At 58.7% G+C, this 17,913-nt stretch carries 15 protein-coding genes, 1 pseudogene and 1 riboswitch; of the genes and pseudogenes, 12 read left to right on the top strand and 4 right to left on the bottom strand.

Annotated features, from left to right (window positions below; genetic code table 11):
* Positions 1–517 precede the first annotated feature (517 nt).
* Positions 518–1,951: a hypothetical protein gene (locus BN1128_RS24720; protein ID WP_082030421.1), complete on the top strand. Its 1,434-nt coding sequence runs from the start codon at positions 518–520 to the stop codon at positions 1,949–1,951.
* A gap of 134 nt (positions 1,952–2,085) precedes the next feature.
* Here the strand turns inward: BN1128_RS24720 and BN1128_RS13940 are convergent, their stop codons facing one another.
* Complete coding sequence (locus BN1128_RS13940; protein WP_042869767.1) at positions 2,086–2,877, bottom strand: alpha/beta fold hydrolase; 792 nt, start codon at positions 2,875–2,877, stop codon at positions 2,086–2,088.
* Positions 2,878–2,983: 106 nt separating this feature from the next.
* Here BN1128_RS13940 and BN1128_RS13935 point away from each other — a divergent pair, with 106 nt between their 5' ends.
* From BN1128_RS13935 to BN1128_RS13925, 3 genes are read left to right on the top strand one after another with little or no spacing between them, the layout of a single operon-like run.
* Positions 2,984–3,340, top strand: coding sequence for an MmcQ/YjbR family DNA-binding protein (locus BN1128_RS13935; RefSeq protein WP_042869765.1), 357 nt, complete (start codon positions 2,984–2,986; stop codon positions 3,338–3,340).
* Between the two features lie 8 nt (positions 3,341–3,348).
* Positions 3,349–3,825 (top strand): GNAT family N-acetyltransferase, encoded by a 477-nt coding sequence (locus BN1128_RS13930; protein ID WP_156140344.1) that lies wholly within the window; start codon positions 3,349–3,351, stop codon positions 3,823–3,825.
* Positions 3,826–3,880: 55 nt separating this feature from the next.
* Positions 3,881–4,216: a DUF3802 family protein gene (locus tag BN1128_RS13925; protein ID WP_042869761.1), complete on the top strand. Its 336-nt coding sequence runs from the start codon at positions 3,881–3,883 to the stop codon at positions 4,214–4,216.
* 367 nt (positions 4,217–4,583) lie between these two features.
* Here BN1128_RS13925 and msrA read toward each other — a convergent pair whose 3' ends face one another.
* Positions 4,584–5,216 carry a peptide-methionine (S)-S-oxide reductase MsrA gene (gene msrA, locus BN1128_RS13920; RefSeq protein WP_042869759.1) on the bottom strand — a complete coding sequence of 211 codons (633 nt, stop codon included), beginning with the start codon at positions 5,214–5,216 and terminating at the stop codon, positions 4,584–4,586.
* A 271-nt stretch (positions 5,217–5,487) separates the two neighbouring features.
* Here msrA and argA point away from each other — a divergent pair, with 271 nt between their 5' ends.
* A complete protein-coding gene (argA, locus tag BN1128_RS13915; RefSeq protein WP_042869757.1) occupies positions 5,488–6,816 on the top strand; it encodes an amino-acid N-acetyltransferase in 1,329 nt (442 codons plus the stop codon).
* A 108-nt stretch (positions 6,817–6,924) separates the two neighbouring features.
* A riboswitch (Lysine riboswitch) is annotated at positions 6,925–7,149 on the top strand.
* An 89-nt stretch (positions 7,150–7,238) separates the two neighbouring features.
* Positions 7,239–8,591 (top strand): lysine-sensitive aspartokinase 3, encoded by a 1,353-nt coding sequence (gene lysC / locus BN1128_RS13910; protein WP_042869755.1) that lies wholly within the window; start codon positions 7,239–7,241, stop codon positions 8,589–8,591.
* Positions 8,592–8,686: 95 nt separating this feature from the next.
* On the opposite strand, the gene BN1128_RS13905 is transcribed toward lysC, so the two are convergent.
* Positions 8,687–9,775, bottom strand: a complete 1,089-nt coding sequence (locus BN1128_RS13905) for a protein kinase family protein (protein WP_042869754.1) — start codon at positions 9,773–9,775, stop codon at positions 8,687–8,689.
* A gap of 254 nt (positions 9,776–10,029) precedes the next feature.
* Here BN1128_RS13905 and BN1128_RS13900 point away from each other — a divergent pair.
* Positions 10,030–12,281, top strand: a pseudogene (locus BN1128_RS13900) (LTA synthase family protein).
* 101 nt (positions 12,282–12,382) lie between these two features.
* Here BN1128_RS13900 and BN1128_RS13895 read toward each other — a convergent pair.
* Entirely contained in the window at positions 12,383–13,393 is a 1,011-nt protein-coding gene (locus tag BN1128_RS13895; RefSeq protein WP_042869753.1) for a S66 family peptidase, read from the bottom strand.
* Positions 13,394–13,659: 266 nt separating this feature from the next.
* On the opposite strand from BN1128_RS13895, the gene BN1128_RS13890 reads away from it, so the two are divergent.
* From BN1128_RS13890 to BN1128_RS26450, 5 genes are all read left to right on the top strand, one after another.
* Positions 13,660–14,502 (top strand): patatin-like phospholipase family protein, encoded by an 843-nt coding sequence (locus tag BN1128_RS13890; RefSeq protein WP_042869752.1) that lies wholly within the window; start codon positions 13,660–13,662, stop codon positions 14,500–14,502.
* Positions 14,503–14,702: 200 nt separating this feature from the next.
* Entirely contained in the window at positions 14,703–15,761 is a 1,059-nt protein-coding gene (gene asrA, locus BN1128_RS13885) for an anaerobic sulfite reductase subunit AsrA (protein ID WP_042869750.1), read from the top strand.
* Between the two features lies 1 nt (position 15,762).
* Entirely contained in the window at positions 15,763–16,602 is an 840-nt protein-coding gene (gene asrB / locus BN1128_RS13880) for an anaerobic sulfite reductase subunit AsrB (protein WP_042869748.1), read from the top strand.
* A gap of 11 nt (positions 16,603–16,613) precedes the next feature.
* On the top strand, positions 16,614–17,624 hold the full coding sequence (asrC, locus tag BN1128_RS13875) for a sulfite reductase subunit C (protein WP_042869746.1): 1,011 nt from the start codon (positions 16,614–16,616) through the stop codon (positions 17,622–17,624).
* 196 nt (positions 17,625–17,820) lie between these two features.
* Positions 17,821–17,913: NAD(P)-dependent oxidoreductase (locus tag BN1128_RS26450; RefSeq protein WP_156140355.1), on the top strand; the 93-nt coding region annotated here is incomplete at its 3' end.

Genomic DNA, 17,913 nt, shown 5'->3' with positions numbered 1-17,913 from the left:
GAATTTACTGGAAGGAAGGTTCGCAGGTCGAATGGAGATCTGTAACCAGCTGTTACAAGGCATTGATGAGCAAGGGAGATCATCGGGCTTGGTTGATCGGGTGGTGCAACAGGAGGGCAAGCCCTGTCCCCCTACCCCCGCTTATCTTCACGTTCCCGCGTCAAAATCTGACCGCCATCAAGATTTCATTCAAAACCCACGGGTTGGCTGTGTTTTCACTCAACAATAGAGGTCGGCCTTTGATAGGCTACTCATCCGGCCCTCAGTGCCTCAAAGGTAGCCAAGGAGTGGCGATGGTTTGCTCCTCTTCAATTCGCTTAACAACAGTATTCTGGGAGCTGTAACCCCGTGCGGTAGCCATCCCATTATCCACTACAACACAAGTACGCCGAGCCAATATTAAAAATACGGGTTCAGATATATAAAACTTATGGGAGAAAATGTTGCAACGCCTCAGTTTTGAAATATAACTCCATAAAGGTCACATTCAAAAATAAACAATATAAAGGCTACCGCAATGAAAGTTTCTGAATATTACCATTTAGGGAAAACACAACCTTACCTTGACTTTGTAGATATTAGACTAGATACCGACATTCCTGTTTTTCTTGATCCCACAAGTATTAAGTCATTGAATTCATCTTGGGGAAATGAACTTTCTTCACTCCTACAGAGTTTTTTTGAAACTGTCTTATTTAACATTAAAAATGGGAATAATAAAAAAGCGCAAAGTCTTCTTTCATCACTTAATGAGCGCAATGAATTTCATCTAGGATACTCTCAGGGAGCCAGCAGAGGTCATGCTTTCGGACAATTATCTGCCATATCAGTATGGGGCGCATTGTCAAAAAGCCAAGCCTCATTAACTGGATTATTACAGGACTTAGAAGATACATGTCTTTTAATTAAAGGTATTGGTACCGATATGATATCCGATGCTGTTTGCAATATCTTGAGGGGACCTTTAATCAAGTACACACAGGACATGTGCAAATATTATGGAATACCACTTGTAGACCAAGTTGATTCAGGCCCTATTTGGAATCCAGTGAAGAGTGAATGGGAGAGTGCTTTTGTCTCTTTACCACTAACTGATTATGGAAAAATCATTTTAGTTCCTAAAATTTTGGTAAGACAGAAAGTCTCCTATCAATATGATCAATATTATAGGCATTTTTTATTACCAGAGATGCAAATTGAAGAACTTCGGGCAAGAACATCATTAGTCGAATTATTAAAAAATGGTACTGAACGTGTTACCAAAAAATCCTTAATGAAAAAGTACGGATCTGATAAGTTAGCCGTGGTAACCGAAACACTAAAACGCCCTCATATTTTAGATGAATATAGAGATGAGAAAAGATCCAGAGCTCCACTACCATTAACTCATGAAGACTTATCAGAAGTAGGGCAATCAGATAAACCTGATTGGAACTCCCTCATCCATGAATTAAAATCAATTCCAACAGGTAAGAATTCTGCAGGCGACTATGAAATCATTATAGAAAAAATATTCACATCGTTGCTGTACCCTTCTTTATGTTATCCCACAAAGCAGAAGAACATTCATGATGGGCGTAAAAGAATTGATATTACATACACAAATGAGGCTAGAGATGGTTTTTTTGCATGGCTATCATTACACTACCCAAGCTCAATGATATTTGTCGAGTGCAAGAACTATGGAAAAGAGATTGGCAACCCAGAAATAGATCAGTTGTCTGGCCGATTCTCGCCCAACAGAGGGAAAGTAGGTATATTAACGTGTAGAGAGATAGAGGATAAAGAGCGTTTGTTGTGGCGGTGCATTGATACAGCAAAAGATTCTCGTGGATTTATTATTACTCTAGATGACAATGATATCCTCAGATTGATTTCAGAAAAGAAAAAACTCTCGAAATCAAATGAATATAAAATTTTGAGGGAACGATTCAACTTATTAATTAGTTAAAAGCTTTTGCTAAGCACATAAGTAGTTAATATCTTTGTTAGATAAGATATTTTTATGCCTACTTTTCTAATCCCTTTATTCTTAATAACCTGTTAGCAGCAGGCTGATAGTTAGGAAGGTAGGCAAGCTGCGGATTATTTCCTCCCGCCCCCCAGCGATTGAATAAACGCCAGGGTACGGCAATTGAACTGCTCCGGCTGCTCCACATTGCAGACATGGCCACACTGCTCGATCACCGCCAGCGAGGAGCTGGCATCGCGGGCCACCTGCTCGCGCACCGGCGCCAGGAACATATGATCCTCCTCCCCCATCACGTAGAGGGTCGGGATCGGCAGGGCGCGCTCCTTGAAGTAGCGCATCAGCGGGTTGACCTCGGTGGCAAGGCGGAACCAGCGTTTGAATTCCTTCTGGCAGAGCTTGCGCGCCTCACGCACAAACAGGTTGCGCGACTCCTGATGGTGCTGGCGCGGCATTATGATGAAGGCGAACAGGCGGTAGAGCCACATGTAGGGCAGGATATGCTGGCCGAGGCGGCCGAGCTGTACCAATACCCGGGAGCGGATGTCGAGGCGCAGTATGGCGCCGCCCAATACCATGCTCTTGACCCGCTCCGGGCAGAGCTCCGCCAGATGGCGAATGAGGATGGTGCCAAGAGAGATGCCGACGAAGTGGGCGGAGGAAATACGCAGGTGATCGAGCAGGCGCACTATGTCTTCGGTCACGGCCCGGAAGCTGTAGTGACCCTTGACCACCTGCTGCAACTGGTGGGACTGACCGTGGCCACGCAGGTCCAGCAGCAGCACGTTGAAGTGCTCGCGATAGGCGCGCAGCTGCTTGAACCAGATGGAGGAACTGCCACCGGCGCCGTGCACGAATACCACCCAATCCCTGTCGGGGCCAAGCTCGAACGTCTTGTGATACAGCATCTTGCGACTCCCTCATCGACGGCATTGGGGTATAGTAGGCGCGCATCTTAGCAGATATTTTCACCTAAAAAATACGTTTGCATGGCAACTGGCGAGGAGCGTGACCATGGAGTTGACGAGTTTGAGAGCCTTTCTGCTGACCCTACCGGGCGCTCAGGAGGACACCCCCTTCGGCCCGGAGATCCTGGTCTATCGCATCGCAGGCAAGATGTTTGCGCTGGTGGATTGGCAGGCAGAGCCGCTCACCATCAACCTCAAATGCGAGCCCGACCTCGCCCTGCTGCTGCGGGAGATCCATCCCGAGGTCAAACCCGGCTGGCACATGAACAAGCAGCACTGGAACACGGTTACCCTGAGCAACACCCTGGCCGACGATCTCTGGCAAGGCTGGGTGCACCACTCCTATGAGCGGGTGGTCGCCGGTCTGCCCAAGGCCAAACGGCCGCAAGCGCCGACACTGTGAGCAGCCCCATGCCAGAGCAGCCCAAGATAGTCCCGCTGAGCGAGCAGCATATCCCCACCCTCATCACCCTGTTCGAGCAGTCGGTACGCCGACGCGGCCCCGAGCACTACAGCGAGGCGCAGGTAGAACAGTGGGCCCTCGGCGCCCATCATCCCGGCTTTGTCAGCCAGTTGCGTGAGCACCACGGCTGGGTGCTGGAGCAAGCCGGTGCCGCGCTCGGCTTCGTCACCCTCAGCAACGATGGTCACCTGAGCCTGCTCTATGTGAGCGCCGACCATCAACGACAGGGGCTTGGCGGTCTCTTGCTCTCCACCGCTCTCAGCCAGGCCGCTCAGCTCGGCATCGAGACCCTGACGACGGAAGCCAGCACCTTCAGCTATGGGCTATTTTTACGGTATGGCTTTGAGCTGACCGGATTGGAAAGCGTGGAGCGCGGCGGGGTCGATTTTATCCGCTATCGTCTGCACTGGCGCTTGCCAAGCTAGGTCCAGCCACTAAAATACGCACAGTTTTTCCGTATTGTTGAGGATTGAGGCCGCCATGGTTGTAGAAAGCGAAGGCTATATCGCCCTGATTGAGTATCTGGTGGAGAGTCTGGGACTGTTTGAAACCCAGCAACAGAGCAGTGGTGAACAGACCATCGAAGATCTGGTGAGCGGCCGGGTGGCCGGCAACCTGATGGCCATCTGCGAACAGAACCCGCAGCTCGATCCCAAGTTGCGCTTCATGATCATGCAGGAAGCCGATGCCGTGGTCGCCGATCTGGAAGAGGTGCTCTCCGCCGTCTGGCTGCGCGCCCCGACCCCGGCCCAGCAAGCCTTCCTCGAAGAGTTCATCGATCTCATCAAGAACCTGTTTGACGGCGCCATCAGCTAGCCCGTCGAGACAGCTTGTCGCCGTGGCGCAGACCCGAGCGCCCGTATTTTCCCGCAAACAGCACACATGAAAAGGGCCGCCTTCAACGGGCAGCCCTGCTTGCTATCATTTCAACTCATCAAGCTTTTCAATGACTTTTAATGAATATCGAGGCAAGAAATGTGTCTGGTCTTGGCTCCCATCCTTGGGAGCTACCAAGTTAGGCAAGGTCGATCCGGTTTAGTTCCCGACCATGACACATTTTTTACGATTTTTTCATCGCGCTGACACTCAGCTTGTTCAGCGGTACTTTGATCACCAAAAAGAGCCGCCACTGCGGCTCTTTTTTATGCGGAAAACAGGTGGATTCCAAACGCAGCACCGCTTCTTAGCGATTGAGGCTCGGCGGCAGACAGACACCAATGCCACCCAGTCCGCAATACCCTTCCGGATTCTTCTCCAGATATTGCTGATGGTAATCCTCGGCGTAATAGAAGGGCACCAGCGGCAAGATGCGGGTGCTGATGGCGCGGCTGTCGCCGCTGGCCATCATGGCCTGCTGATAGGCCGCCATGCTTTGCTGGGCAATGGCCTGCTGGCTCTCGTCGGCACAGAAGATCACCGAGCGGTACTGGGTGCCGATGTCGCCGCCCTGGCGCATGCCTTGGGCCGGATCATGCTGCTCCCAGAACAGCTTGAGCAGATCGCCATAGCTGATCACCTTGGGATCAAACACCACCTGCACCGTCTCGGCATGGCCGGTCAGCCCGCTGCACACCTCCTTGTAAGTCGGATTCTGGGTGACCCCGCCCTGATAGCCGGCGGCGGTGGAGTAAACCCCGGGCTGTTGCCAGAACAGGCGCTCAACACCCCAGAAACAACCCATGCCAAACCAGGCTACCGCCATTTCTTCAGGCCAGGGGCCCTGGGTCGGGTGACCATTAACCGCATGCTGCTGGCCAATCACCATAGTCTCGCGACGTCCCGGCAGCGCGTCTGCCGGTGAAATAATCTGTTCCATGAACCCTGTCCTTGTATAAAAACCTGTGCGATCGCACAGCTGACGAAAAGGAGTCTCGAAGATAACAGTTTATGGGCCGGGATCAACCAAGGCCGCGGCCACGCTGGGATGGCGGCATCCTTCAGCGTCCGGCAATCGCCCGGCGGGGTCCCTCCCCCCCCTGTCAGCCCAAATGGTGGCATAAAACATCAAAATCAATATTTAGTCTTGATTTGTGAATTTATTTTCATATATTGAGCCCATTGCTGTTTTTTTATGGAAGAAGCCTCAAGTGCGTGAACGCGAACCCAGCCTGGTCTATGCCTTTCGGCAGTCAACCCCCTATGTCAACGTGCACAGAGGCGCCACCTTTGTGCTGATGATGGGCGGGGAAGCCATCTGCCACCCCAACTTTGCCAATATCGTCAGCGATATCGCCCTGCTGCAGACCTTGGGGATACGCCTGGTGCTGGTATTCGGCTCACGCCCGCAAAACGACGAGGCGCTGGCCCGGGCCGGTATCGAGGCCCAGTACCACAGACGGATCCGGGTCACCGATGACGCGAGCTTCGCCATCATCAAACAGGTGTGTGGCGGCCTGCAGTACGACATCACGGCCCAGCTCTCCATGGGGCTGGCCAACACTCCCATGCAGGGAGCGCGCATCAGCGTGGTAAGCGGCAACTTCGTCACCGCCCAGCCGCTCGGCGTGGATGACGGCATCGATTTTTGCCACAGCGGCCGGGTGCGCCGCATCGACGTGGAGGGGATCACCCGCCAGCTGGATCAGAAGAGCCTGGTGCTCATCTCCCCCATCGGCTGCTCGGTCACCGGTGAGAGCTTCAACCTGAGCTCGGAAGAGGTGGCCCGCCGGGTGGCGGTGGATCTCAAGGCCGACAAGCTCATCTGCTTCAGCAGCACTCAGGGGGTGATGGACAGACACGGCGAGGCCATCTCCGAGCTCTTCCCCGAGCAGGCCGAGGAGCTGCTGGTGGAGCTGGAGCAGGCGGGCGAAGAGATGTCCGGCACCGCCCGCTATCTGCGGGCGGCCATTGCCTCCTGCCGCGGCGGCGTGCCCCGCTCCCACCTGGTGAGCTATCAGGATGACGGCGCCATGCTGCAAGAGCTGTTCAGCCGCGATGGTCTCGGCACCCAGATAGTGAGGGAAAGCGCCGAGCAGGCCCGCGCCGCCACCATAGAAGATATCGGCGGCATCCTGGATCTCATCCGCCCGCTGGAGGAGGAAGGCATTCTGGTGCGCCGCTCCCGTGAGCAGCTGGAGATGGAAATAGACAAGTTCACCATCATCGAGCGCGACGGCCTCATCATCGGCTGCGCGGCGCTCTACTGCTTCATGGAAGAGGCGATGGCGGAGATGGCCTGCGTCGCCATTCACCCCGAGTATCGCAACTCCAACCGGGGGGATCAGCTGGTGGCCAAGGTGGCCGAGCGGGCCAAGCGGCTCGGCATTCGCCGCCTGTTCGTGCTCACTACCCGCTCCATTCACTGGTTCCGGGAGCGGGGCTTCGAGCCGCTGGAGGTGGAAGACCTGCCGGTGGAGCGGCAGCGCTTCTACAACTGGCAGCGTCGCTCCAAGGTTTTGTCAAAGACCATTTCGTAAGTTATTGATCTTGTGTCTGGTTGTCGCCGATTGTTAAGTTTTTCACAATCTCGATTGACAGTGCAATCCAGCGCAGGGTATTTCTAATTGCACTCCACCGCCTGCGGTGGAGCCAGAAGAGGAGCGCTGCCCAGGCAGCCCGAGGGAGGACGCCAGAGTCCGATGAACTTGGGTCAGGGGGAGCAGCGCCGAGACGAGTGAGGCAACTGGATACCTCAACGTCGGCTACGGGGGCTGAATCCCCCGGGTTGTCATCGGTAGTGGTCATCCCCCACCGAGCCCCACCAGGGGCTGGTACGGGATGGGCTCTGCGGGTGGAGTGCTTCTGGCCGGGATAGCCTCTCTCATTCCTGCCATTTTCAGCCTCCTCCTCTCTTTTTGCCCGATGGATCCGGATTTTTAAATTAAGACAGGAGTATGCAATGAGCCCGATCAATGTCGCCAAGTTTGGCGGAACCAGTGTCGCCACGGCTGCGGCCATGAACAACTGTGCCGATGTGGTGCTGGCCAACCCGGCGACCCGGGTGGTGGTGCTGAGCGCCAGTGCCGGCGTCACCAACCTGCTGGTAGCCCTGGCTCAGGGCGATCTGGACGAAACGGGCCAAGAGGCACAGCTGGCCAAACTGGCCGCGATCCAGCAGGCCATACTGACGGCGCTGGGCGACCCAAGCGATCTGAGCCCCCTGATCCATGCCACCCTCGGCGAAATCCGCACCATGGCCCGCCAGGCCAGTCAGCATACGGATGCCGAGCTGGCCGATCGCCTCATCGCCTGCGGCGAGCTGATGTCCACCCACCTCTTCACCGAGCTGCTGCGCCAGCGCGGCATCAAGGCCCACTGGCAGGATGTCCGGCAGCTGATGCGCACCGACAGCCGCTTTGGCAAGGCGACCGTTGATCTCGCCGCCACCCGCGTCCTCTGCCAGCAGGCGCTGGGTCCCCTGCTCGGCGACAGCCTCATCATCACCCAGGGCTTCATCGGCTCGGATAGCGATGGCCGCACCACCACCCTCGGTCGGGGCGGCTCCGATTACAGCGCCGCCCTGCTCGCCGAGGCGCTGGATGCAGGCAGCATAGAGATCTGGACCGACGTGCCCGGCATCTACACCACGGATCCGCGCCTCGTCACCCGCGCCCGCCCCATCCCCGAAATAAGCTTCGTCGAGGCGGCCGAGATGGCCACCTTCGGCGCCAAGGTGCTGCACCCGGCCACCCTGCAGCCGGCGGTACGCCAGGACATACCCGTGTTTGTCGGCTCCAGCAAGGATCCGGCGGCCGGCGGCACCTGGATCCGCGCCAGCACCCGTACCAACCCGCTGTTTCGCGCCGTGGCATTGCGCCGCCAGCAGGTGCTGGTGACCCTGCACAGCCTCAACATGTTCCACGCCTACGGCTTCCTGGCCGAGGTGTTCGGCATCCTGGCCCGTCACCGCATCTCGGTGGATCTCATCACCACCTCGGAGGTGAGCGTGTCGCTTACACTGGATCACACCGGCAGCCAGAGCAACGGCGAGCCCATCTTGAGCGACAAGGTGCTGGCGGAGCTGGGTCAGCTGTGCAAGGTGAAGGTGGAAACCGGGCTGGCCCTGGTGGCGCTCATCGGCAACCGCATGAGCGAGGCGGCCGGGGTGGGCAGTCAGGTCTTTGACGCCATTCGCGAGCACAACATCCGCATGATCTGTTATGGCGCCAGTGCCCATAACCTCTGCTTCCTGGTCAAGGAAGAGGAAGCGGGCCACATAGTCAACCGCCTCCACCAGGAGCTGCTCGACTGAGCCAGCCGAGGTGTGACACTGCATAAAAGAGGGGCACCCAGGGTGCCCCTCTTTTCGTTGCGGCTAAGGTCATCGAAGTAGATACCCACGCCCGCTTACCCCACCAGGGTGGGCACCGGCAGCAGACAGGCGCGGATCTCCTCACGCAGACCCGCGAGTCTGGCAAGTAGCGCTGCCTGACTATAGCCAGCCTCGTCAGGCCCCAGATTATCCGCCAGCTCGGTGAAATGGTCGGTCACCGCCTTCTCAAGCCAGTCGAGCCGGCGCAGGGTGAGCGGGCCGCAGCTCTTGCCGCTGAGGTCATCCATGATGTCGAGCCTGTGGCTGCGATACATATCGCGCCACCAGTTGGCGGCCAGCGCGTCATCGCTTGCCAGTGCCGAGCGCCACTCCCCCTGCAACCCTTGCAATCGAGCCAGCACTGCCGAGCTAGCCCCCTCACGGGTCAGATATTGCAATTCGCGCTGCACCCAGCTCAGACAGAGGCCACGCCAGTAGCGAAACTGCGGCAACGGATCCGGCTCGTCGAGCCAGAGACCCGAGAGGGTGCGGGTCTCCAGCCGTTCCGGCACATGAAACTGGGGATCGGAGAGGCCGTTTGAGTTGAATTCATGGCGGGGATCGAACGGCCACATGTAGCCAAAATCGAACACGGCGATCTGCTGGCCATCATCGAGCAGGTTGCCCGGGCTCGGATCCCAGTCAAACCAGCCCCAATGGGCGAGCTCGGCCTGCACCGCCAGCATCTGGGCCAGATTGCGGTCATTGAGATCGTGTACCGGTACCCCTCGCAACCAGGGGGAGATGAGCACCCCTGCCCTGGCCGAGCCGAAGCAGGTACAGACCACATTGGAGAGAATGGTGGGATGCAGCTCGCGCAGGGCCTCTATCTCGCGCCGCCGCTCCAGTTCGGTCAGGAAGGCGGTCTTGCCGTCGACGTTGGCCACTAGGGAGTCGTGCCGGCGCCGTTTCAGGCACCAGTGATGTCCCTCCACCTTGAGGTGAAATACCTCGGCGGTGAGGCCGTGACGATACACCTTGAGCACAGCGGGATGACCTTCCTTAAGTCTCACCAGCTGCGCCAGTGGCAAGGGGCAATCCCGCTCGCGCCCGATCCGGATCTCCTCCTTGCTCTCCAGTATGCGGAGCAATCTTGCCTGACGTGCCGCTACTTTGGGATTCATACATGTACCTCCATCATTATTGAGAGACTAAGCAGCAAGGCAGATGCAGACCAGAGGCAAAGCTCCATGATGACGCTTTCATCACAGAATGAGTGTGGCCGTCCGATCCGGATCACAGTTTGCATGGCTTCATGGTCATGAAATATTCATTGTCTGGTCATTAAATTGACAACAAGGAACAAGCCCCTCACCATCGGGTCAAATTAAATGCAGCAGCCAGTCGCCGTCATCACTCGCTCAAAGGATGAGCTCATATGAAAGTCCCCTCTTCAGCACGCTTGTCAGCCAGGGTACCCAGTCTGCCCTCCCTGCTGCTTGGCTTGCTGGCCGCGCTGCTGCTGCTGACCCTGATACTGCCGCAGATCAATCCCGGCAACTGGCTCGGCCGGGCCCAGCCGCTGGTACTGGGACCTGCCGATCAGCCGATCGCCACCCTCACCCGTCACGCTCTGCTCTACAAGAGCGACAGCCGTGGCCTCTACCTGGTAGTGCGCAGCCAGTGGCAACTGCTCAAGCCGCTACAGGAGGGGGACAAGGTACGGGTGGAGTTGCTCAACGAACGGGGAGAGCGGATAGATCAACTGAATCAGCCGGTAGACAAGCGCCAGGTGTGCCGCAAAACCGGCTGTACTCTGGATCTCAACAGTACACTGCGGGCGCCTGACGATGCCCTCGCCAGCCGCTACCAGCTGCGGATCGGCCTGCTGCTGGCGGATCGCCCCGAGAGCGCCGACTTCAGCCAGATCCTGCAGACGCTGCCGGAGCAGGGTTTCAACCTCAGCTACCTCTTCACCAGCCTGGTGCTGGTGCTGGCCCTGAGCGCTGCCGTGCTCAGAACCGTACTGCCCCGCCTCAGACGCAGCTTGCGCTGGCGAGTCATCGGCAGCCTGCTGCTCGGCAACCTCACCTTCGTACTGCTGCACGGCTTCGTGGTGTTCAAACTGGGGGAGTTTCTGCTCTGGTCAGGTTTCAGGCCCGAGCACTACTACCTCGCCTGGGGCAGCATGGTGCTGGGCTGGAGCCTCTGCGCCTTGGCGGGTTTCAACCTCTACATGGGGCTGGTGTTCACGGCGCTCTCAGGCATAGGCCTGCTCGCCAACTTCATGAAGATCGCCATCTACGGGGTGCCGCTGGGGGGGGATGATCTCGGCAACCTGCTGGCGCTGCTGCGCATCCTGCTGGAGCAACATCCCGTGTTGCCAGTGCTGGGCGCCGGCCTGCTGCTGTTTCTCTGCTGGCGCTTCGCCCTGTCACGCTGGATCCTGCGCACCCTGGCCGCCACCGCCGCCTTCTTTGCCCTGTGCGTATTCGCCACCCAGACCAGCAACAAGCTGCTGGGGGCCAACATTCGCTACGTGGACAGGGCGGTCAACTATCACAGGGACATCATACGGGCCGGTCCCGGCCTCTACCTGTTCAATCTGGTGGACGAAATGCTGCAAAACGGCAGCGTGTTTCGCTACCCCTTGCAGATCAACGAGTTCACTCCCCAGCTCAGCCATGCTAGCCAGGGGCAAGCCCCCCGCTTCGATCTGGTGATAGTGCTGCAGTACGAGTCGCTCTGGCTCGGCTGGCAGGGCAAGATCTGCGCCCCGCCCCCGACCCTTAGCCTGCCCACCAGCGTGCAGCAGTGGCACAAGACCATCCACTCCCCCACCACGGGCGGCATGACGGTACTGGCCGAGTTCGAGATGAACACGGGCCTGCCGGTGGGCCTGCTCAAGCAGGGGGTCGTGCCCTACTACTACCTCTCGGAGCAGGTGCCCGGCCTTGCGCAAAGCGCCAGGCAAAGTGGCTACAAGACCCTGTTTGCCCATCCCTATGTGGAGAAGTTCTGGGGCCGTGCCAAGGCGATCCCGGCCCTTGGCTACGAGGAGCGCTGGTTCGATACCCGCTTCACCACGCTCGAGCATAAAGGACTCTATATCTCGGACGATGCACTGATCGATCACCTGCTCAGGCGCAGCGAGCAGGATAGCCAGCCCCTGTTTGCCTATGCGGTCACCATGCAGGGCCACGGCCCCTTCGACGGGGATCGCTATCAGGCCCAGCAACTCGACAAGGCCTGTCCTGATCAGAGCGCCAGCTGCTCAACACCTACTACACCGGAGTAGTGGATGCCATGGCCTCGCTGGAGCGGCTGCTCAAGACCCTGGACCAATCCGGCAAGCGCTATCTGGTGGTGACCTTTGGCGATCATCAGCCGTTTCTGATGTCGGCGGGCAAGGGCATTCACGGTGACAAGCCGCCTCGCGATGCCACCTACCAGATCCCCATGATGGCCTTTGCCCGCGATGATGGTGCCCTCAACCTCGCGACCCAGTTCGCCTCGGTGCGCCAGCTCTACCAGATGGGCCAGGCCACCCGCCAGCTGCTGGCGGGGGATCTGACCCCGATCCCGGATCTGGCCCTGCTCCACCCGGTGCTGGGTGAAGAGAAGGGATTCGATGTCTCGCCCCTGGTGCCGCAGATCCGGGCAAGCTTCCGGCCGGATGCCCTGCCCTGACCCCGGATCTGAGAAAGTAAAAGAGGCCGCTGTTGCGGCCTCTTTGCATCCTGCTCTGGATTGCGATCGGCTACTACGCCGTGCCTGAGCTGACACGGCCGCTAACGCAGCCAGGGCTCGCACAGGGTGAGAGTCTGGGCATCGAGATCCAGCTCAGCCTCTATGCCAAGAGGCAGGGTCAGCATTGGGTGGGTATGGGCGCAGTCAAACTCCGCCAGTATGGGAAAGGTCGGCTCCCCCACCACCTCCAGCAGGATATCGAGGGGGCACTTACCACTGCCCTGATCGTTGAACAGTTCGTGCTTGCCGAGAACCAGGCCACCGATGCGGTCAAACACCCCGCACAGCTTGAGGTGGGCAAACGAGCGCTCCACCGTCTCTGCCAAATGGAGGCTGTCTTCCAGCAACAGAATGTCTCCTTGCTGGATGGCCGGCATATAGGGGGAGCCCCAGATCCCCGCCAGGGTATTGAGGTTGCCGCCGATCAGCCTGCCCCGCACCTTGCCCGCTCCCACCGAGATCAGCCGGTTGGGCAGGCACTGCTTGGCCCGGGTCTGGTTTTCCCAATCCAGCCGCTCGTCGGTCCATTGCGCCGGGGTCGGCAAGCTATGAGGCACGACGGCGCCACCGGCCTGGCAGATCTGGCGAAAGCCCGACAGGGTCTCGTCCACCAGCGGCGGCAATTCACCGAACGAGGCCACCAGCGCCGGGCCATAGAAGGTAACCAGGCCAGTTTTGGCATAAATGCCGAGCAACAGGGCCGTCACGTCCGAGTAGCCGATGATGATCTTGGGGTCCCGTTTGAGCGCATCAAAATCGAGATACGGCAGCAGGGAGTTGGAATTGCTGCCGCCGATCACCGACATGATGCAACGCACGTGCGGATCGCGAATGAGTGCATTGAGCTCGGCTGCCCGCGCGGCTATGGAGCCGGATCGCCAGTGATCCTGCTGGCCGGTCAGGCTGCCCGCCTTGAGCCTGAAACCCTGCGCCTCCAAAAACGCCTTGGCGCGAGCAAAGCGCTGTGGCGCCCAGGCCGTGGCCGCACTGGAGGGGGAGAAAAAGCCGATGGTATCGCCACGTTTGAGCAGCGGGGGAAGCAATAACGTCATGACACACTCATCCTTGCCAATATCCAGCCATCACAGAATCTTTGAGACTCCTACATAACCCCTTTTATCACAACGAGTTTTATCATTAGCGTTTAGAAATACAAAACGATTGATTCATTATTAACAGATATTCTAAACACAATCCCCTTCTTAGAATGACCTCATTGCGATGGCCAACCCCGGTTGGCTATCAAAACGGTCGGCCTGGCAGCCCGGACGTTTTTTCTCCCACTTATCTTTTCTCTCTCACTTATGAGGTGCCTGTCATGAACAAAACCGCATCCCCCAGCGCATTGGTTGTAGAAGGCGGTGCCATGCGCGGCATCTTTGCCAGCGGCGTGCTGGATGCGTTTATCGAGCATGACTATCGCCCCTTTGACTTTGCCATCGGCGTCTCGGCGGGGGCCACCAACTTGCTGGCCTACCTTGCCAGCCAGCATGGCCGCAGCCACGACATCCTGACCGAACTGGCCTGTGCTCAGGAGTTCATGGACCCCCTGCGCTTTGCCAAGGGGGGCAATCTGGTGGATATCCACTGGCTGTGGAATACCAGTTGCCGCAAATACCCCCTCGATATCCATACCTATCGCGAGACCGCCATCCCCTTCTATGCGGTGGTGACCAATACCCTGACCGGCAAGGCGGAGTACATCCGGGTCAAGCCGGAGAACATGAACGAGGTGCTGCCCGCCAGCTGCGCCATTCCCCTCGCCTCCCGCGAATACCCGGAGGTACACGGGGTGCCGATGACTGATGGCGGGGTGGCCGACTCCATCCCGGTGATCGAGGCCTATCGCCGCGGTGCCCGTCACCTGACGGTGATCCTCTCCGAGCCGCTCGGCTACCGGCTCAAGCCGATGCCGTTCCCCTGGATGATCCGCACCCTGCTCAAGACCCGCCCCGCGCTGGCCCATGCGCTGGAGCAGCGGGATCGCAGCTACAACGAGGCGCTCGATTTTATCGCCAATCCGCCGGATGACTGCCAGATCGAGGTGATCGCCCCGGCCGACTACTTCCCCGTTTCCCGTTTCACCCGCGATATCAACAAGCTGGAGATGGGATACGTGATGGGCAAGTGCGCAGGCTATCAGGCCGCCCTGCTCAATTGATAAGGCTTTTACAGGCATGACCCGACCTGCCGCGACGCACGCGCCGCCAACACAATAACAATCGGGTCAGTTGAACAACATGAGTCATAAAAACAGACCGTGGCGAGGCAAGCGCGGCCAGCACCGGTGCCAGACACCCTGATCGGCCCGCTCCTCATCCCTATGCCAGGGCATCTCACCCTCATACAAGGTGTTTATTTATGTCGTTTCTTCTCACCCATCCCGCGCTGGCGCAGCTGTTCGAGCGGCTGCTGCCCGATTACCGGATCATGGCCCCTGCGGCCGAATATCGGGGCGGTCGCTTCTCCGACACCGACAACGTCACCTACCACAGCATCCGCCATCCGGCCGATCTGGTGTGGCAGGAGAAGTCCCACTTCTCCCCGAAAGAGGTGGTGCTCCCCATCACCCAGACTTTGTTTCACTTCGACAATCTGGAGCTGCGCGAATCCAGGGTGGAGGCCAAGCCCACCCTGCTGTTCTTGCGCAGCTGCGATATCCACGCCCTGCGCCGACTGGATCAGGTCTACCTGAAAAACGGCCAGAACAGCGACGTCTACTACGCCCGGCTGCGCAGCAAGCTCAAGCTGGTACTGCTGGAGTGCCGCGAGAGCTTCGAGAACTGTTTTTGCGTCTCCATGGGCAGCAATGAGACTAAGGACTACGCCGCCGCCATTCGTCTGAGCGATGAGGGCGCCCGTATCGAGGTGAAGGATCCGGAGTTGCTCGGCTACTTTGCCGAGCTGGGTGAATCCGACGACTTCACCCCGGAGTTTGTCCAAAGCAACCCGGTCAAGGTGCGCACCCCGGACAGCATCTGTGACGACCCCCAGCGGATCCGCCAGATCCTCACCGCCCATCCGGTCTGGGCCGAGTACGACAGCCGCTGCATCGGCTGCGGCCGCTGCACCACCTCCTGCCCGACCTGCAGCTGCTACAGCGTGCACGACCTCACCTATGCGGAGAATCCCAAGCAGGGCGAGCGTCGCCGCCAGTGGGCCAGCTGCATGGTGGATGGCTTCAGCGACATGGCCGGTGGCCACGGTTTTCGCGCCAAACATGGCGAGCGCCTGCGTTATCGCGCCCTGCACAAGGTCAACGACTACAAGGCCCGTCAGGGGGAGGAGCATATGTGCGTCGGCTGTGGCCGCTGCGACGATCGCTGCCCTCACTACATCTCCTTTAGCAACATCATCAACAAGATGACCGATGTGGTCGAACAGACCATCGCAGCCGACAACGCGCAGGGGGCGAACTGATATGTGCCAGTGCCAACAAACCGCAACAGCAGAACAGCAGCAGGAAGTGGTCGAAAACCGCCTGCTGCCCAAGGCCTACACCATTCTGGCGATCGAGCGCCACACCGAGCTGGAGTGGAACTTTCGGGTCTCCCGCGACTTTGATGTCCACTACGGTCAGTTTGTGGAGATCTCCCTGCCTACCGTCGGCGAAGCGCCCATCTCGGTCTCCGACTATGGCGATGGCTATGTGGATCTGTTGATCCGCAAAGTCGGCAAAGTGACCGATGCGCTGTTTGCCCTCGATGTGGGCGACAAGGTGTGGATGCGCGGCGTCCACGGCAACGGCTATCCGCTGGAGACCTACCGCAACCAGCACCTCATCGTGGTGGCGGGCGGTACCGGCGTCGCCCCGGTCAAAGGGCTGCTGCGCCGCTTTAGCAAACACCCGGAACAGGTAAAGTCCCTCGACATGATCCTCGGCTTCAAGAACGAGCAGGCGGTGCTCTATCGCCACGAGATGCCGCTGTGGGCCGAGCAGCAGAACCTCATCGTCACCCTGGACGAGGGCAAGGAGAGCGATCAGTTTCGCATCGGTCGGGTCACCGACTACATCGACCAGCTGGATCTCGCTGACAAAGAGGATATCCAGGTGATCGTGGTCGGCCCCCCCATCATGATCCGCTTCGTGGTGCTCGCCTTCCTCGAGCGGGGCATCCCCAAGGAGCGTATCTGGGTCGACTACGAACGCCGCATGGCCTGCGCCGTGGGCAAGTGTGGCCACTGCCGGATGGGCGACACCTATATCTGCGTGGATGGACCGGTCTTTCGTTTTGACCAGGCCCAGCATCTGATCGACTGAGGGAGAACACCATGAGTCTCGATATCGACATCATCAAGGCCCGCGCCAAGAACGAATACCGCCTCTCCAAGGTGCGCGGTGAGGCGATGATCAGCGTACGCATTCCCGGCGGGATCATGCCCGCCCACCTGCTGGCGGTGGCCCAGCAGATCGCCGAACAGTACGGCAACGGCTTGATCCACCTCACCACCCGCCAGAAGCTGGCGATGCCCGGCATCAAGTATCAGGACATGGACAAGGTCAATGCCGCCCTCGAGCCCTTTATCAAGGAGCTCGAGGTGGAGACCTGCGGCATCGAGGTGGCGGACACCACAGCCGGTTACCAGACCATCGGCGGGCGCAACATCGTCGCCTGTCAGGGCAACACCATCTGCCAGAAGGGCAATATCGACTGTACCGGGCTGGCCCAGCGGATGGAGAAGCACCTCTACCCCAACCCCTATCACCTCAAGATGGTGATCGCTGGCTGCCCCAACGACTGCGCCAAGGCCAACATGGCCGACTTTGGCATCCTCGGCATCGCCAAGATCAACTTCAATGCCGAGCGCTGCATCGGCTGCGGCGCCTGCGTCAAGGCGTGCAGCCACCACGCGGTGGATTGCCTCGCCATCAAACATGGCAAGGCGGTCAAGGAGGAGAGCAAGTGCATCGGCTGTGGCGAATGCGTGCTGGCTTGCCCGACCATGGCCTGGCAGCGGGATCCCAAGCAGCTCTACATGGTCAAACTGGGCGGACGCACCAGCAAGAAGACCCCCCGTACCGGCAAGCTGTTCCTCAACTGGGTGACCGAAGAGGTGCTGCACGCAGTGATCAAGAACCTGTTCGAGTTCGAGGCCGAGATGCTGGATGGCAAACCCATCTACCTGCACATGGGTCACCTTATCGACAGGGCCGGTTATCACAAGTTCAAGGAGCGGGTGCTGCGCGGCGTCACCCTCAACCCGGAAGCCATGGTCGCTGACCGCATCTTCTGGGCCGAAGATCAGTACGTCGCCAACATGCACGTCAAAGCGGTGCAATAGAAAAACCTCGTTTGGGGAAGCGTGATCAAGTGGCCGACACCGGTGGGGATCTGTCGTTGGCCCGGGCGTAGATCACGCGTCCCCTTTTTTATTCCCGTTGGGGGGCCTTTCCCCCAACCATCCAGGGTGCGCCACGGCGCGCCCTGCTATCTCGCCCGGCGCGGCATTGCGAGCGGGCCAGCATCCGGAGCCTGTTATGGACTTTCTCCCTCTCTTCTGTCAGCTGCAAAACAAGCCGGTGCTTATCGTCGGCGGCGGTGAGGTGGCGGTGCGCAAGGCGCGCCTGCTG

Origin of the sequence: Aeromonas piscicola (assembly GCF_000820005.1) — a bacterium.
In the GTDB taxonomy this organism is placed as follows: Bacteria; Pseudomonadota; Gammaproteobacteria; order Enterobacterales; family Aeromonadaceae; genus Aeromonas; species Aeromonas piscicola.
This window is presented reverse-complemented; position numbering and strand designations above follow the sequence as displayed.

Excerpts from the sequence above, each read along its gene's own strand:
- BN1128_RS24720 (WP_082030421.1), top strand. The coding sequence starts at position 518 with ATGAAAGTTTCTGAATATTACCATTTAGGGAAAACACAACCTTACCTT.
- BN1128_RS13940 (WP_042869767.1), bottom strand. The coding sequence starts at position 2,877 with ATGCTGTATCACAAGACGTTCGAGCTTGGCCCCGACAGGGATTGGGTG.
- BN1128_RS13935 (WP_042869765.1), top strand. The coding sequence starts at position 2,984 with ATGGAGTTGACGAGTTTGAGAGCCTTTCTGCTGACCCTACCGGGCGCT.
- BN1128_RS13930 (WP_156140344.1), top strand. The coding sequence starts at position 3,349 with ATGCCAGAGCAGCCCAAGATAGTCCCGCTGAGCGAGCAGCATATCCCC.
- BN1128_RS13925 (WP_042869761.1), top strand. The coding sequence starts at position 3,881 with ATGGTTGTAGAAAGCGAAGGCTATATCGCCCTGATTGAGTATCTGGTG.
- msrA (WP_042869759.1), bottom strand. The coding sequence starts at position 5,216 with ATGGAACAGATTATTTCACCGGCAGACGCGCTGCCGGGACGTCGCGAG.
- lysC (WP_042869755.1), top strand. The coding sequence starts at position 7,239 with ATGAGCCCGATCAATGTCGCCAAGTTTGGCGGAACCAGTGTCGCCACG.
- BN1128_RS13905 (WP_042869754.1), bottom strand. The coding sequence starts at position 9,775 with ATGAATCCCAAAGTAGCGGCACGTCAGGCAAGATTGCTCCGCATACTG.
- BN1128_RS13895 (WP_042869753.1), bottom strand. The coding sequence starts at position 13,393 with ATGACGTTATTGCTTCCCCCGCTGCTCAAACGTGGCGATACCATCGGC.
- BN1128_RS13890 (WP_042869752.1), top strand. The coding sequence starts at position 13,660 with ATGAACAAAACCGCATCCCCCAGCGCATTGGTTGTAGAAGGCGGTGCC.
- asrA (WP_042869750.1), top strand. The coding sequence starts at position 14,703 with ATGTCGTTTCTTCTCACCCATCCCGCGCTGGCGCAGCTGTTCGAGCGG.
- asrB (WP_042869748.1), top strand. The coding sequence starts at position 15,763 with ATGTGCCAGTGCCAACAAACCGCAACAGCAGAACAGCAGCAGGAAGTG.
- asrC (WP_042869746.1), top strand. The coding sequence starts at position 16,614 with ATGAGTCTCGATATCGACATCATCAAGGCCCGCGCCAAGAACGAATAC.